The organism is Nostoc sp. NMS2, assembly GCF_017115105.1.
Taxonomy (GTDB): Bacteria; Cyanobacteriota; Cyanobacteriia; order Cyanobacteriales; family Nostocaceae; genus Nostoc.
Genome location: NZ_JABXKH010000038.1, coordinates 17,709 through 34,355, shown reverse-complemented (window position 1 = coordinate 34,355; position 16,647 = coordinate 17,709). Strand labels below are relative to the sequence as shown.

Below are 16,647 nucleotides of genomic sequence, written 5' to 3'. Positions count from 1 at the left end.
ATTATTGCCATCAAATTAAACAACAGGTTGATTAACTCGGAGTCCCATAATTACTAAATCGCATTCAATGCTTTCAATTTCGGCAACTTTAGGTAAATGTCCCCAATGTTGAAAACCAAATGCTTTAAAAAGTTTTAAGCTGGGTTGATTGTGGGCAAAAATGAAGCATAGTAGGGTATTTAAACCCAAGCTAGGACTTACGCTAATTGCTTGTGCTAATAGTTGTCTTCCTAAACCACAGCGATGAAATTGAGGGGCTATATAAATACTAATTTCGGCAGTCTTATTATAGGCGGGCCGCCCATAAAAGGATTGGAAACTAAGCCATCCAGCAATTACTCCCTCCACTTCGATTACCCAAAGTGGACGTTGTGAAGGCGATCGCGCCTGAAACCAAGGAAGACGACTTTCCACAGATACTGGCTCTAAATCAGCAGTTGCTATGCGGCTAGGAATTGCAGCATTATAAATTGCCACAATTGTAGGCAAGTCAGTTTCAGTCGCATGGCGAATAGTCATTGCTACCGTCTCGGAGAAAATCTTGAGAAAATATTCAAAAATAATACAGCGTTACGGAAGCCGTAACACACCCTTGTATCTTAGAAGAAGTGGTATTGTCGCTTGGATAGCAGCCGCAGTTACCTTGATTTTTATTTCGTTTATTGCGTTTGTGTAATACAATCAAAATAAAATACTAAGTTAACCCTCTTTATGAATACCTTTCTATCTGACCAAAATCTGTCTACTGATTCCAGTATTACTACAGAAGCCGAAGTTGAAGCCATTAGGCAACTTGAACACATACTCAATCAGGAAAATAGTCAACTGAAATTAGTCGCAGCAAACGGCGAAGAAATAACTATAACTGATTCTGTATTTCGTGTATTACGCGAAGTAGTGCAGGCAATGGCATCAGGTAAAAATGTATCTATAGTTACATATAATCCCGAACTGACAACACAACAAGCGGCTGATTTGTTAAATGTATCACGTCCCTATCTGATTAAATTATTAGAGCAGGGTGAGCTTCCTTACATTATGGTAGGAACTCATCGACGTGTGAAATTTGAGAATTTAAGAAAATATAAACAGCAAAGGGATACTAAACGTAGACAATTGCTAGATGAATTAATAGCCGAAAGCCAAGAGTTAGGATTTTATGAGTAGGGTTTTCTTATTATTTACTGAGTATTATGTATTTTGCTGTGCTGGATTCTTGTGTACTGTTCCCTATGTACTTACGAGATACCCTATTGTGTATGTCTGAGGCTGGGTTATATGTACCACGTTGGTCACAAGAAATACTTGATGGCGCAACTCGTAATCTAGTAAATACAGGTAGACTTACAACTACTCAAGCTATGAGATTAGAAGGGAGAATTAAAGAAGCTTTTCCCACAGCAATAATCGCAGTTCCTGATAATATTGTTCAATTAATGACAAATCACCCTAGCGATCGCCATGTTCTGGCTGCTGTGGTAGCTAAGGCTGATATAATTGTCACCTCAAACCTGAAGCATTTTCAATATCAGGATTTAGCACCTTGGCAAATCAAAGCCAAATCTCCAGATGAGTTTTTAACTGAATTATATAATCTCTATCCGCAACAAGTGATTGAGGTATTACAGCTACAGTCTCAAAGTCTCAAAAAGCCACCCATGAGTTTTTTTGAGCTTCTAGAATTACTCAGTAGAGAAGCACCAAGATTTACAAGCAATATTAAATCCCAAACCTAATAGCCTAACGTTGACTGCTAATGTTACATCTAGTATCGTTGAGCGGGGAAAAACCAACGTGAAAGCACAGGTATTTAGAGGCGTTAATCAACTTTCTTACGAAGATATCCCAGTTCCCACCTTAGAACCAGATGAAGTGCTGGTACAGGTGAGGGTTGTGGGGTTGTGTCAGTCAGATATAAAAAAAATTCGTTATCCGCTATATGAACCGCCGCGCATTTTTGGACATGAAACTGCCGGCACGATCGCAGCAATAGGCAATAATGTCAAAGGTTGGCAAGTTGGACAACGGGTAGCGGTGATGCACCACATCCCTTGTATGCGTTGCGCCTACTGCCTAAATGATAATTTCTCCATGTGTGATGTTTACAAAAACATCTCTACTACCGCAGGCTTTAACGCCAGTGGCGGCGGTTTTGCTGATTATGTCAAAGTTCCCGGACATATTGTGGAAAATGGTGGGTTGATTCCCATCCCGGATAACATCAGTTTTGAAGAAGCCAGTTTTGTCGAACCGACTAACTGTTGCTTGAAAGCGGTGAAAAAAGCTCAAATTGCTCCAGGACAAACTGTGTTAGTTACTGGTGCTGGGCCAATTGGGTTAATGTTTATCATGTTGGTGAAGTATTTTGGAGCAAAAGCGATCGCTACCGATTTACTACCTTCTAGAATTGATAAAGCCTTGAGTGTGGGTGCAGAGGCGGCTTTTGATGCCCGTGATGCCGATTTACCCGCCAAAATCTCTGCCTTAACTGGTGGACTAGGTGTTGATGTCACTTTGCTGGCTGTTCCTAGTGAGAAAGCCTTTTTTCAAGCACTTAATAGTACCCGCAAAGGTGGCAAAATCTTGTTTTTCGCCGAATTCCCCGATGAGGTGGAAATTCCCATTAATCCAAATATCCTCTACCGTCGAGAAATTGACTTGATAGGCAGTTACAGTTCATCTTATCGGCTTCAGAGTCTATCAGCTGATATTGTATTTAATCAGCGAATTGATGTGCAAGCATTGATTAGCGATCGCTATCCATTAAAAGATTTATCAGCAGCTGTTGAGCAAGCGATCGCACCCACACCGGATACTTATAAAATATTGATTTATCCGTAATCAGGGGGATGAGGGAGTTCAGTTGCAAAAAAATTGTAGGTTGGGTGGAGGCTTTGCCAAAGCCAACATTCTGATATATGTTTGTTGGGTTGCGCTCCGCTTCACCCAACCTACGTCTAATCTGACTTTTCACGGTATCTGAAAAACCTCTCTCTAAATCTCTCTCCTAAAAGGAGAGAGACTTTGAATTTTCCCCCTTCCCGTGTCGGGAAGGGGGTTAGGGGGTTAGGTTTTCGTGGACTTTTCCACATAACGTGAAAAGTCAGACATCTAATGCACTATTTTAACCTTGCCATGCCACTACAAAAAATGGCGAAGGTATTGTTAAAACTAGAAGTTTAAAGCTTAGAAGTTCAACGACGAAGTTTAGAGGTTCATTCATTGTTCTCCCTCATCCCCCTTACCTCCCCTACTACCCAATAATATGCCCTATACCCTACTTTTCGTGGCTCTACTAGCCTTCTACGTCGCTTGGAATCTTGGAGCAAACGATGTCGCTAACGCGATGGGAACCTCTGTTGGTTCCAAAGCTGTTACCCTCAAACAGGCACTAATTATTGCTGGGGTATTAGAGTTTACGGGTGCTGTATTGTTTGGACATGAGGTAACGGAAACTCTAGCCACGAAAATTGCCAATCCCGCCTTATTCGCAGCTACACCCCAAATATTCGTTATTGGGATGGTAACGGTACTAATTTCTTGTGGTGTGTGGTTGCAAATTGCCACATCACGCGGTTTACCAGTCTCATCTTCTCATGCCGTTGTTGGTGCGATCGCTGGATTTAGTTGGGTAGCTTTGGGAGTCGGTGCAATTGATTGGACATCAATTGGCTTAATTACCATTGGCTGGGTTTTAACGCCATTAATTAGTGGTGCGATCGCTGCTTTATTTTACAGTTTAATCAAGCACTGGATTTTGGATCAACCTAATCAAGTAGTCCAGTTACAAGAATGGATTCCCTGGTTGAGTACTGCGCTGCTAGGTGTATTCGGCGTGATTGTATTACCATCGCTGACTGAACCGCTAACCAATTTTGTAATTGAGCAAGTTGGTTTTACGATCCCTGCTTACGACATCCCCCTGTTAACCGGTGCAATCGCAGCAGTTGGACTCACAATCATTAGTTGGCGACAGTTAGGGAAGATGGGGGGAGATGAGGGAGATGAGGAGCAGGAAGCAGGGAGCAGGGAGCAAGGGAGAAGAGTTTTCCCCCTGCCCCCCGCCCCCCGCCCCTCTGCCTCTTTTACATGCCTCATACCCAATCCAGTAGAAAGATTATTCGGAAGATTCCAACTACTAAGTGCTTGCTTTGTAGCCTTTGCTCATGGTTCTAATGATGTGGGAAATGCGATCGCTCCTTTAGCTGCGATCGTCTACATCAATCGCACTGGTAGCGTACCTACAGATGGTATCACCATCCCCCTTTGGATTTTAATCCTTGGCGGTGCTGGTATTGTTGGTGGTTTAGCTGTCTGGGGTAAAAAAGTTATCGCCACTATTGGCGAAAACATTATTGCCTTGCAACCTAGTAGTGGATTTTGTGCTGAACTTGCTACTGCTACTACCATCCTTATCGCCTCTAGGCTAGGTTTACCAGTCTCCACATCCCACGCTCTCGTCGGGGGTGTAGTTGGTATTGGACTAGTGCAAAATATCAAGTCGATTAAGTTCCAAACACTAAAAGGTATTGCTGCTGCATGGCTAATTACAATCCCCGTGAGTGCTTTACTTAGCGCTGCCATCTTTAGCATCGCCCGAATTTTATTTCTGTGACATACTCCTACACTGATGCTTGGATACAGTGTAAGCTTCTCAACCAATCCAGCTATTGCTTCGGAGGCTTTTAAATCCCCATTCCCTTGTAGGGAAGGGGGGTAGGGGGGTTAGGTTTCCGAGACTTAGATGTTACCAAAAATACTTTTCAAACATCCTCTAAGAATTATTAATATTTTTCTAACTTTTTTGTCTACTAAATCTACTCAACGTAGAACCTAGACTGCAATAACGCCAAAAAAGCGTGTTTTTGCAGAATTGCTGCTCATTCATTAGAATGTTGTGCAGGGGATAGCGTAACTTTGAATTTCTACAGAGAGATACTTTAATCTCCATTTAGAGATATAAACTGTCACACAAGTTACATTCCACAAAAATTTACAACTAGTTTCGCAAGTCAGATAACTTTCCGCCTAAGCACACGCATCTACAAGTCTTGGACAATTACTATTGGTAGCAAAACAATAAATATTTATTTGGAGTGAGATTTATTTAAAAGTAAAAATCTCATTGACAAATAGTTGATATAAATTAAACTGACCAAATGCTTGTCAACGCTGAATAGAACACGGTGTAATAATCCGTGGGGCAAATTTAATGCTTTGCTAAGTTGTGTTCAGTATGACAGAATTACGTTGAAATGCGGAAGTGCTGTTAAAATTTTTAATTTATCTGACAAAATACAGGAAATTAGGATGAGCGCCAATAAAGCGTACCGGAAGCAGCTTTATCGTCAAGGTGTTAGAGGTTAGAAGCTAATGGGGCGATTCGAGAAGCAACCAGAAAACCCAAGAATCAGAGGCGAGCTATCTAGAGCAGCAGAAAATGCTCTTTGGGCTGTAGTTGAAGACTTAGAAAATCTTCAGCAGAATGTCCTCAGAGCGTTGCAGGAAGATGTAAAGCGACTTCAGTCAGAAAAAAATCGGTTATCCGATGAGATTCAAAGCTTGGTAGAGGAAAAAGAGCATTTACAACAAGTGCGCCAAATCACTGAGCAGCAAGTCTTAATTCGTCAACTGGCAGAAGTTCTGGCAAAACATATATCTTCACAACTGCAATCTTCTCTGGCAAATTTAGCTAACCAAAGCATAGAGGGTAAGTCTTACGAACAAGCTGCGCTGAAGTCTGCTGAAGTGAGCAGCAATGTAGTCGGTGAAATCAATGAAAAAGTCGAACACATGTTTGACAGCCTAGATGACACCGTTACTGTTACTTTTAACTCGCTGCAACAGGAGCTAAAAAACTATCAAAGTAATCTTTCCCAACAGTTGTCACGGATGTATAGCCAGCAACAGCAAGGGGAAACGATTTTGGCGGAGTTTGTTAATCGCCTGCATGGAGAACTAGAAAAAACTATAGAAGAAACTTCACGCAAACCAGCAGCAGGTATACCTACTGTTTTGCAGTTTACTGAGCCAGAAAAAAACAATTCTTTTGAGACATCCCCGCCAACCTTTAGCGAAGTAGTAAGAAATTCCTCTGAGCCAATTTCCGCGATCCCGAATCAATTTTTAGAAGAAAAAGAAACCACATTACAGCCTCCCGTTGTTAGAGAAAACGCCGCGAACTCAATTTCTGTCTCCATCAAAGACTTGTTGGAAAGAGAAATAACATCAGAGCCTCCCATTGTTAAAGAAAACGCCGCGAATCCGATTTCTGTCCCTATCAAAGATTTGTCGGAAAGGGAAACAACATCAGAGCCTCCCATTGTTAAAGAAAACGCCGCGAACCCGATTTCTGTTCCTATCAAAGACTTGTCGGAAAGAGAAACGACATCAGAGCCTACTGCTGCCGTAGTTCCGCCACCACAGGAAAATGCTGCTGAACCCATTTCTGTCCTCAATAAGGATTTGTCAGAAAGCGAAACAACATCAGAACCTCCTATTGTATCTGTGCCACAGCCGGAAGCAATACAACCTCAACCTTTACGAAGAAGAAACGCTGCTGAACCAACTTCTGTTATCCGCAGAGTGTCGCAGAGCAAACCGAAATCACCACCTTCTACTGCGCTAGAGCCGCAGCCGGCAGCAAAACCTTCAGAATCGCGATCGCCTAATTCTTCCGGCTTTTCGCAGTTGCAAGTCGGTTTCTTGTTGATTGTCTTATCCGCAGTGATATCGTCGCTTTACAACATAGCCATCAAGGTAATTTTCCATGAAGGTTCCCAGATTTTTGGAGTATTAGATGTAGAACGCTTGCTGCCGCCAACTTTGGGCAATACTCTGTTAATTTTGACGCTACGCTTTATGGTAGTAGTACCACTGATGGTACTGCTATCTCCCATCTTGCATCCAACACTATGGCAAGACTTAGACAACTTGGCGGCTTCAGTGCGAGGAAATCCCACAGCTGCCAATACAGCTACCAAGCGGATTTTACTATTGTCGGTTGTAAGTGGGTGCTTTTTGTTTTTGTCTCAGGTGCTAATCTACATTGCGATCGCTCAAGTCACAACTGGAATGGCGATCGCACTGTTCTTTATCTATCCGATGGTTAGTGGGTTATTGTCGTGGTTTCTGTTCCGCGATCGCCCTACCACATTCCGCTTCGCTGCGATCGCCGCTATTTGCTGTGGCGAATTGTTGGTTTTAGGGGGTTCTCCCAGCACCAGCATGGGTAATCCTTCAATGGGAAGCAGCACCGCCCTTCTTTCGGGCGTAGCTTTTGCTGCCTACATAATTTTGACACGGGTGTGTGCTAGCAAACTGCATCCCGTGACTTTTACCTTAATTAACTTTGCTACCATGTTGTTCTTGAGCTTTATCTGCTTGATGCTACCTTTACCAAGCAATTGGAACTTGATAGTTTTTGACTCCTCTAAGATGCTAGAACTGGTTTTGAGCGCATTTATCCTGGGTGTACTGACTCTTGCCGGCTATTTGCTAAACAATGTTGGTATCAGTAAATTAGGTGCTTCGCGATCGGCAATTATCGGTGGTAGCATCCCAGTTTTAACCGTAATTTTTGCTGGGTTAATCATTCAAGAAAATTTAGATATTGTACAAATTCTGGGAGTGTTATTAGTAACCTTTGGTGCAGCTGCTTTCAGTCTGGAAACAATGCGAAATCAAGCTAAACCCTCCAGTAACACGAATTAATGGCGAGTTTAATCAGTTTGGGTGTAGTGGGTGCTAGTTTAGCTTCTATCACTCTCAGCATCAATCCTGACGCTAATCCGCCCACTTGGAATTTCTCTACATCAAAGATCCCCGACTTCTAAAAGAAGTCGGGGATCTTTAGTTTTCACGGATAATTTAGGACTGCCAGATAGGTGCAGATAATACTTAATATAGCGATGTCTGACAACAAGCCGCTCCGCGTCTACACTCATGTGCAATACACTCTAACCTCGCTGCGACTCGGCTACGGTGTACACAAATTTTTGTCCATGCAATTGAGAACCCCTATAGTTGATGATTTGTAATATATTTTTAGGGATTTGCCTGATACAGATAGGGAAAACACGTATATATAAGCAGTATGAGTAGTACTGACTCAAGCAATTGAGCGCAAGTACTTGCTTAAAAAGGAAATTTGCAAGGAGTTAAGACCATTGCAGCACATTTTGGAACTGGGAGATGAAAAAGTAGTAGAAGGGTTGAGAGTAACCCGTTTTTTCAGGTACGTGAATATATGGAGCGATCGCGCCAGTAAAACAGCTAGCCCCTTTATCCTACGAAAAATCCTGCGAGTAACGCGAAATTCAAAATACCTCGTTTGTATGTTTTTGAGGTTGGCGAGATGGTATCTTTATTAATGTCTTTGTGTATTAAGTAGGTCGGCGCAATTAAAGCTAACTGCCTAATGATGTCATTTGTCCTCTGTCATTAGTCATTAGCAAGGGTTTTAATCTTATTTACGTTTCGTAACATACTTGGGTTTTTTCGCGCCAACTTACTTAGTCAACTTAGTCTGCGATCGCCTAGATGCTTAGAAAAAGAAGCTTATATCGTAGTCTGCTGCGGATTCTCGTCTTTTTTTAGTAATATGCTACCTACACAATTACAGTCTCTCAAGTATATAAAACAGCGATGTCAAAATATATTTTCAAGGAGCCGATGAATTAGTTAAATCATGGAATTTTAAAATTCTTTCATGAAAAAAATATAATTTCATTGAAAAACAATCTCTAAATAATCATCAGATGGAATCCAATTTGTTTTATTATATATATGCCTATTAACTAATTGTTAGTTAATTAGCACGAGCAAAAAAGCATGATGGCTATGCGATTCAGTCTGAATCAATCGCAGCTTTCTGTGTCAAATTATCAACACAAAAAGATAAATCAGACTTATATTTAAGAGTCGAAATAGGAATATCATCAAACCTTGATTTAGTCATAATATAAAATTTTAAATACTCATGGTTTGTAAACTTTAAAATAGATAATTTTATTCCAAAAGTAAAAAACAATGGTATGATAAAAAGCGATATTTGAAAGAACAATAGGTACTTTAAAATTGGAATTAATTGCTCTACTTGATGTCTACCATCTTCCCTCAAGCCAACGGCTGATACTGCCGAGACATCACAGGAGGTTGTGAACGAAATGATAGTTCCCAACAAACTGTTTGGCTCAACCTCTGAATGTTACTACACCTAGTGAGCGGTTTCTTTTGAGATTACTCCTAATAATCTCCAGCCACCTGTGTACTACAAATAATTCACCAAAGCTGAATAAAAACCATCTTTTTCGAGTAACAAATACCCCAGATGAACCGCGCAAACTAGTTTTTACTCTGAGTCGGCATAGTGCCATAATTAGGTATAAGCAGTTTGATGTTGTTGCTTTTGAAAGATGAGAATAATCCCAGAGAAGTTAAAAGCTTTGTAGATTATTTGCAACACAGTTAACTTTTGAGAAGTAAACCGCCGTCAAGCTGGACTTAGTGATATCTGTAATTTTCTAGTCAGATGCAGAGACAGTTATGGTAACAACGACTAAATCTGCCTGTGTGCTAGAAAATATGCGAAAACGGTAGTTTGGGCTACCGCCAATTTCATGGTTATCGCATACTAATATAGTCTGAAGTGAAAAAACTGCCTTCAGCCAGGTGTATACTACCTTATTCTCAATCGATTAAAAACTCTGTAAACGTGCTATTCAATTGTCTGTAATATGAGTAACGACATAGATCTGATCAAACGTCTTGACCCCAGTGCGATGGATCAGATCATGCTTTATCTGGCTTTTAGTGCCATGCGGACGAGTGGGCACAGGCATGGGGCATTTTTAGATGCAGCCGCAACAGCAGCAAAGTGTGCAATTTACATGACCTATCTAGAGCAGGGGCAAAACCTGCGAATGACAGGGCATCTGCACCACTTAGAGCCGAAACGAGTAAAAATTATTGTAGAAGAAGTCAGACAGGCGCTAACAGAAGGCAAACTGTTAAAAATGTTGGGTTCTCAAGAACCTCGCTATTTGATTCAATTGCCTTACGTCTGGCTAGAAAAGTATCCTTGGCAACCGGGGCGATCGCGCGTACCTGGTACAAGTCTGACAAGTGAAGAAAAAAGACAAATTGAGCAGAAACTGCCAAGTAACTTACCAGATGCCCAGTTAGTTAGCTCCTTTGAGTTTCTGGATTTGATTGAGTTTTTGCACAGGCGATCGCAAGAAGACTTGCCAACCGAACACCAAATGCCTTTGAGTGAAGCTTTGGGTGAGCATATCAAGCGCCGTCTACTCTACTCAGGAACAGTAACACGCATAGATTCTCCTTGGGGAATGCCCTTCTACGCACTGACTCGTCCTTTTTATGCCCCAGCAGACGATCAAGAACGTACCTACATCATGGTAGAAGATACCGCTCGGTATTTCCGCATGATGAAAAATTGGGCAGAACGGCGACGAAACGCCATGCGCTTGTTGGAAGAACTTGATATTCTTCCAGAAAAAATGGAGCAGGCTATGGAAGAATTGGATGAAGTTATCCGTGCTTGGGCAGATAAATATCATCAAGACGGTGGTATTGCAGTAGTCTTACAGACAGTTTTTGGTGAAAAAGAAGACTAGTAAAACTGTGCAAAACTCACAATTCTCAAAGCTGAACAACTGACGTGAGTTCAACTAACCTCTCTCCTCTCTCCAACTCCTCTTTATGTTGGAGAGGATAATTATAGTGTTTTTGATTTATTTGAATCCCAATCATCCGTGGGTCAGCACAACTGTGCATTGGTGTCTACTTTTGCCTTGGCGAATGGAATAGAGCCTCCTGCATGACGCGCTAAACGAAGCTATGCCGTTCGCGCAGCGTCTCTAAGAGTTGGCTTTACGCGGCCATACAGGCAAAGTCCGCCTGCGCGGACTAAGGTCAAATCAAGGCTTTGAAACCCACGGAGGTGGGTAAAGTTTCGTGTAGATGCGGTTTCTAACCGCCCGTTTCGCGTTAAGTTGACTTACGCAATAACTCTTATTTCTCCGTGTCGCGCCAGTTCCTACCCAGTGAGTTCTCCGAAGGAGTACAAGTCGGAGAACCCGCCCAACACGCTGGTATTTCAGCGTCTTCTATGGTTTAATTTTCTGTTACCTGCGCGTAAGTTATGGTAACAAGTGATTAGCCGGACATGATACTTGTAAGTATTTTAACTAGGCTAATTAGACGGACACTATATGAGCCGTCGAATTGAAGTTTTGACCAAATTTATCTTCAATATATATACTGATTTATTTTAAATAAAGAGTCACTATTATAACGGTAGTTACCACAGCAAGACTTACCAGTAGAAGAGTATAAAAACAACTAATCTCAAAAAGTCTGCAAAGTTTGTATACGGTGCAGTTAGTGCTGCGTGACCTGTTATCAGAGGGCGATTCCTTTCGGTGTTGTTCCTGGTACAGGTTTGTTTATTGGCAACCAATTTGACTTATGAAAAAGTCAGTGTAGCTACTTATAGATTTAGTTTTGTATAACCGTTTTTTTACTCAACTAAGTCTAAACCATAACATTATTTCCCCAACAAAATTTGATTTATGTTAGCCATCTCTAGTACTACTGTCCGAGAAGAGAATAACTTAATTCAGTGTGATGCTGATCCCGGATTTATCTCCTGGCTGAGTCAAGCCGGAGGCTCCATTGCCATCACCACCTACCAAGCCGGGAAACTAGCACTAGTGGGCTGGAATGGGGAACAGATAACCATGCTGTTACGCCAATTTTCCAAACCAATGGGATTGGCAGTGAATGGTTCACGTTTGGCACTGGCTAGCCATCACGAAGTCCATTTATTAGCCAATGCTCCTGCATTAGCTTATGAGTATTTAGAAGACCAGCCCGGACGCTACGATGCCCTTTACCTGCCACGGATGACATACTTCACAGGCGACCTCAACATTCACGACCTGGAATTTGGCAGAGAAGGGCTGTGGATTGTCAACACCAGGTTTTCGTGTCTTTCTACTTTGAGTCCAGACTTTAGTTTTGTCCCGCGCTGGCATCCCAAATTTATTTCCCAAGTAGTGCCAGAAGACCGCTGCCACCTCAATGGGTTAGCGATGGTGGATGGCAACCCAAAGTATGTAACTGCCCTCGGTGCAACGGATACCGTCGGGGGATGGCGACCAAGTAAAGCCAACGGTGGGGTAGTAGTGGAAGTAGAAAGCAATGAAATTATTGTAGATGGATTATCAATGCCCCATTCCCCAATTTGGCATGACGGGTTTTTGTGGCTGCTCAACTCTGGTGCAGGGGAAGTCTGGCGTATTCATCCAGAATCAGGAGACAAACAAGTAGTCTGTGTACTCCCTGGATTTCTGCGGGGGTTGTGCTGCGTGGGGTATTACGCCGTAGTCGGACTATGCCAGATTCGGGAACGGCATATTTTCGGGGGGTTGCCCATAACCCAAAGGTTTGAGCGGTTGCTCTGTGGCGTGGCAGTTGTGGATTTGCGAAATGGCCAGCAGGTGGGGATGCTGAAGTTCACCACAGGCTGTCAAGAACTTTATGATGTGCAGTTTCTTGGTGGTGTGCAGCGTCCGATGGTTTTGAATCAAGAACGAAAAGAAATCCGCCAAGCATTTACAGCACCAGAGTTGAACTACTGGCTGCGACCGAGTGCGGTGATTCCTAATTAGTAGAGAGTCTGCTTAATTAGTGCGTAATTGTTGAAATTAAATTTTTAGTTTTTAAGAGAGGTTTTTTCATGACTGAATTTCAAGTCAATACTTACACCAACAATAGTCAATCTAACTCTACGGTAGCGATAGATCCAAATGGGAATTTTGTTATTTCCTGGCAAAGCTTTAGCCAGGATACGGATAACAATGGGATATATGCCCAACGCTACAACAGCGCCGGGATAGCTCAAGGGAACGAATTCAGAGTCAATACCACCACTAGCGGCGATCAAAATAACCCCACAATAGCTATAGATGCAGATGGGGATTTTGTCATCTCCTGGACTGGTCTAGATGCTTCTGGCAATGGAATATATGCCCAACGCTACAACAGTGCTGGGGTAGCTCAAGGGAACGAATTCAGAGTCAATACCACCACCAACGGTAATCAAAATAACTCCACCATAGCCATAGATGCAGGTGGGGATTTTGTCATCTCCTGGACTGGTCTAGATGGGGCTGGCAATGGAATATATGCCCAACGCTACAACAGTGCTGGGGTAGCTCAAGGGAACGAATTCAGAGTTAATAGCACCACCAACGGTAATCAAAATAGCTCCACAGTAGCGGTAGATGCAGATGGGGACTTTGTTATTTCCTGGACTAGCTATGCTCAGAATGGGGACGATTACTATGGGGTATATGCCCAACGCTACAACAGTGCTGGGGTAGCTCAAGGGAGCGAATTTAAAGTTAATAGCACCAAAATCACCAGCCTCTATCAACTTACCCCCACAATAGCGATGGATGCAGGTGGGAATTTTGTCATCTCCTGGACTGGTCAAGATGCTTCTGGCAATGGAATATATGCTCAACGTTACAACAGTGCTGGGGTAGCTGTTGGGAGCGAATTTCAAGTCAATAACACCACCATAGCCAACCAAAAGAACCCCACAGTAGCGATGGATGCAAATGGGGATTTTGTTATTTCTTGGACTAGCTATGGTCAGGACGAGGATAACTATGGGATATATGCCCGACGCTACAACAGTTCTGGGGCGCCTCAAGGGAACGAATTTCTGGTCAATAATACTACCATTGATAGTCAAAGTAACCCATCAGTTGCGATCGCAACTGATGGGAACTTTGTCATTTCCTGGCAAAGCTTTGGGCAAGACGGGTCTAGCGATGGGATATATGCCCAACTATACAAGAACAATGGGGTTCCCCCGACAATCACCTCTGGTTCTGCTTCTGCTCTGGCATACATTGAGAACGCCACTACAACTATTGATTCAGGCATCACCGTCAGCGATGTAGACTCCCTCAACTTAGCTAGTGCCACCGTCAGCATCACCAGTGGCTTTATTTCTGCTCAAGACATCCTCGCCTTCACCAACCAAAATGGGATTACGGGTAGCTACAACAGCAGCACAGGTGTTTTAACCTTAACTGGCAGTTCCACCATTGCTAATTATCAAACTGCACTACGTTCTATTACTTATACAAATAGCAGTGATAACCCCAGTACTACACCTCGTACCGTCAGCTTTGTTGTTAATGATGGGACTGCTAATAGTACCGTCGTTACCCGCAATATTAATATTACGGCGGTGAATGATGCGCCCGTTGCGACTGCTACCAACTCTGCTTTAGCATACACCGAGAACGCCACTACAGCGATCGACTCAGCCATCACCGTCAGCGATGTAGACTCCGCTAACCTAGTTAGTGCCACTGTTAGCATTACTAGTGGCTTTATTTCTGCTCAAGACACCCTCGCCTTCACCACTCAAAATGGGATTACGGGCAGCTACAACAGCAGCACAGGCATTTTAACCTTAACTGGCAATGCCACCGTTGCTAACTATCAAACTGCACTGCGTACCATTACTTATACCAACAGCAGTGATAACCCCAGTACTACACCTCGTACCGTCAGCTTTCTAGTTAATGATGGGACTGCTAATAGTACCGTTGTTACCCGCAATATTAATATTACGGCGGTGAATGATAGCCCAGTTGTTGCCAACGCCATTGCTGATCAAACAGCGACAATAGACACTGCCTTCAACTTCGCCCTACCAGCAAACACCTTCACCGATGTAGATACTGGAAATCTCACCTACACTGCTACTCTGCAAGACGGTAACTTACTTCCTGGTTGGTTGAGCTTCAATGGCACCACCTTCAGTGGTACTCCCACAACTAACAACGTTGGTAGCCTCAACATCAAAGTTATCGCAAGTGATGGAACAGCATCTGTCACCGATGTTTTTGTACTGATAGTGACTAATCCCAATAATCAAACAGTCAATGTGATTAATGGCACTCCAAAACCAGACAACCTGACTGGTACAGCGAACAAAGATATCATCTCCGGCTTGCAGAGCAATGACACGCTTAAAGGACTAGGTGATAACGACACCCTTGATGGCGGCGATGGAAATGATTTCTTAGATGGTGGTGCAGGAGATGACAGTCTCATTGGTGGTAAAGGCAATGACACTTATACTGTGGACAGTATAAGCGACACTATTACTGAATCCGCCAATGCAGGCACTGATTTAGTTAAGTCTTCAGTGAGTTGGGTTTTGGGAAATAACCTGGAGAACTTGACTCTGACTGGAAGTGGGGCAATTGATGGTACTGGTAACAGCCTTAATAACATCCTGATTGGAAATATTGCCGCTAACACCTTGAGCGGAGAAAATGGTAACGATAGTCTGATTGGTGATTCCGGCAATGACACCTTGTTAGGTGGTGCAGGCAATGACACTTTAGATGGAGGTTTGGCAGCTGATAGTCTCAATGGTGGAGCTGGCAATGATACTTACACTGTAGACAACCTTAGCGATAGTATTATTGAAGGCTTAAATGCAGGCAAGGATTTAGTTAAATCTTCGGTAAGCTGGGTGTTGGGAGATAACCTGGAAAACTTGACCTTGACTGGAAGCAAGGTCATCAATGGTACTGGTAACAACCTTAATAACATCCTGACGGGAAATACTGGCGCTAACACTTTGAATGGAGTTGATGGCAATGATAGCCTGATTGGTGGTTCCGGCAATGACACCTTGTTAGGCGGTGCGGGTGATGACACCTTGGATGGAGGTGCAGGGACTGACAGTCTTGATGGTGGAGTTGGCAATGATATTTACACTGTAGACAATCTGAACGATGCGATCGCTGAAGGCTCAGATGCAGGCACAGATTTAGTTAAGTCTTCGATAACTTGGGTATTGGGAAATAACCTGGAAAACTTGACTCTGACTGGAACCGGGACAATCAACGGTACTGGTAACAGCCTTAATAACACCCTGACGGGAAATAATGCTGCTAACACGTTAACAGGAGGAGATGGCAACGATACCCTCTTTGGTAACTCAGGCAATGATACCTTGTTCGGTGGCGTAGGTGATGATTTACTCACTGGTGCAGTTGGTCGAGATGTATTGACTGGTGGAACTGGGCGAGATAGCTTTGATCTGACTGGTAGCCGCACTGGAGGCTATGATACGATCGCTGATTTTACTCTGGCAGATGATACTATCTTTGTTTCTAAGGCAGAATTCGCACTAAGCCAATCTCAGAATACTACGCTCAATGCCAGCTTGTTCCGACTTGGGACTAGTGCGATAGCAGGAGGCGATCGCTTTATCTACGATCAAACTACGGGTAATTTATTCTTTGACGCAGATGGGATTGGTAAGGCTGCACAAGTTCAGATAGCCCAGTTCTCGAATCAGGCAATGCTTACTAGTGCAAATATTACTGTAATTGCTTAATGCAAGCTGTGTAGTCAGCAAAGGTAAATTATCCAGTCAAGTTGAGGCATTCTAAGATACAAGGTTGGGTAACGCTTAAGCTCAACCCAACCTTGTATCTTAGAAAAAGTGGTAGACCCTGAATCGAGTTGGCAAATAGCCAACTCTATGTTTAACCTGTATTTTCAATCAATTACACAAAG

Annotated in this window: 10 protein-coding genes; 9 read left to right on the top strand and 1 reads right to left on the bottom strand. The window is 42.9% G+C overall.

Annotated elements, in window-relative coordinates; translation table 11 throughout:
- Positions 1-15: 15 nt before the first annotated feature.
- Complete coding sequence (locus HWQ36_RS04525) at positions 16-519, bottom strand: GNAT family N-acetyltransferase (protein WP_292698529.1); 504 nt, start codon at positions 517-519, stop codon at positions 16-18.
- A 192-nt stretch (positions 520-711) separates the two neighbouring features.
- Between HWQ36_RS04525 and HWQ36_RS04520 the strand changes: the two genes are divergently transcribed.
- The 9 genes from HWQ36_RS04520 (at position 712) to HWQ36_RS04480 (ending at position 16,465) form a co-directional block, all read left to right on the top strand.
- Entirely contained in the window at positions 712-1,167 is a 456-nt protein-coding gene (locus HWQ36_RS04520; RefSeq protein WP_292698527.1) for a helix-turn-helix domain-containing protein, read from the top strand.
- Positions 1,168-1,232: 65 nt separating this feature from the next.
- On the top strand, positions 1,233-1,736 hold the full coding sequence (locus tag HWQ36_RS04515) for a PIN domain-containing protein (RefSeq protein ID WP_366828388.1): 504 nt from the start codon (positions 1,233-1,235) through the stop codon (positions 1,734-1,736).
- A 58-nt stretch (positions 1,737-1,794) separates the two neighbouring features.
- Positions 1,795-2,841 (top strand): zinc-dependent dehydrogenase, encoded by a 1,047-nt coding sequence (locus tag HWQ36_RS04510; protein ID WP_292698672.1) that lies wholly within the window; start codon positions 1,795-1,797, stop codon positions 2,839-2,841.
- Between the two features lie 424 nt (positions 2,842-3,265).
- Positions 3,266-4,615: an inorganic phosphate transporter gene (locus HWQ36_RS04505; protein ID WP_292698523.1), complete on the top strand. Its 1,350-nt coding sequence runs from the start codon at positions 3,266-3,268 to the stop codon at positions 4,613-4,615.
- A 758-nt stretch (positions 4,616-5,373) separates the two neighbouring features.
- Entirely contained in the window at positions 5,374-7,713 is a 2,340-nt protein-coding gene (locus tag HWQ36_RS04500) for an EamA family transporter (protein WP_292698521.1), read from the top strand.
- Positions 7,713-7,835, top strand: coding sequence for a hypothetical protein (locus HWQ36_RS04495; RefSeq protein ID WP_292698520.1), 123 nt, complete (start codon positions 7,713-7,715; stop codon positions 7,833-7,835). The genes HWQ36_RS04500 and HWQ36_RS04495 overlap by 1 nt, the downstream gene beginning before the upstream one ends.
- A gap of 1,902 nt (positions 7,836-9,737) precedes the next feature.
- A complete protein-coding gene (hetR, locus tag HWQ36_RS04490) occupies positions 9,738-10,637 on the top strand; it encodes a heterocyst differentiation master regulator HetR (protein WP_163930386.1) in 900 nt (299 codons plus the stop codon).
- A 957-nt stretch (positions 10,638-11,594) separates the two neighbouring features.
- Positions 11,595-12,695 (top strand): TIGR03032 family protein, encoded by a 1,101-nt coding sequence (locus tag HWQ36_RS04485; RefSeq protein WP_292698515.1) that lies wholly within the window; start codon positions 11,595-11,597, stop codon positions 12,693-12,695.
- 68 nt (positions 12,696-12,763) lie between these two features.
- A complete protein-coding gene (locus HWQ36_RS04480; protein ID WP_292698513.1) occupies positions 12,764-16,465 on the top strand; it encodes a putative Ig domain-containing protein in 3,702 nt (1,233 codons plus the stop codon).
- Positions 16,466-16,647: the final 182 nt, after the last annotated feature.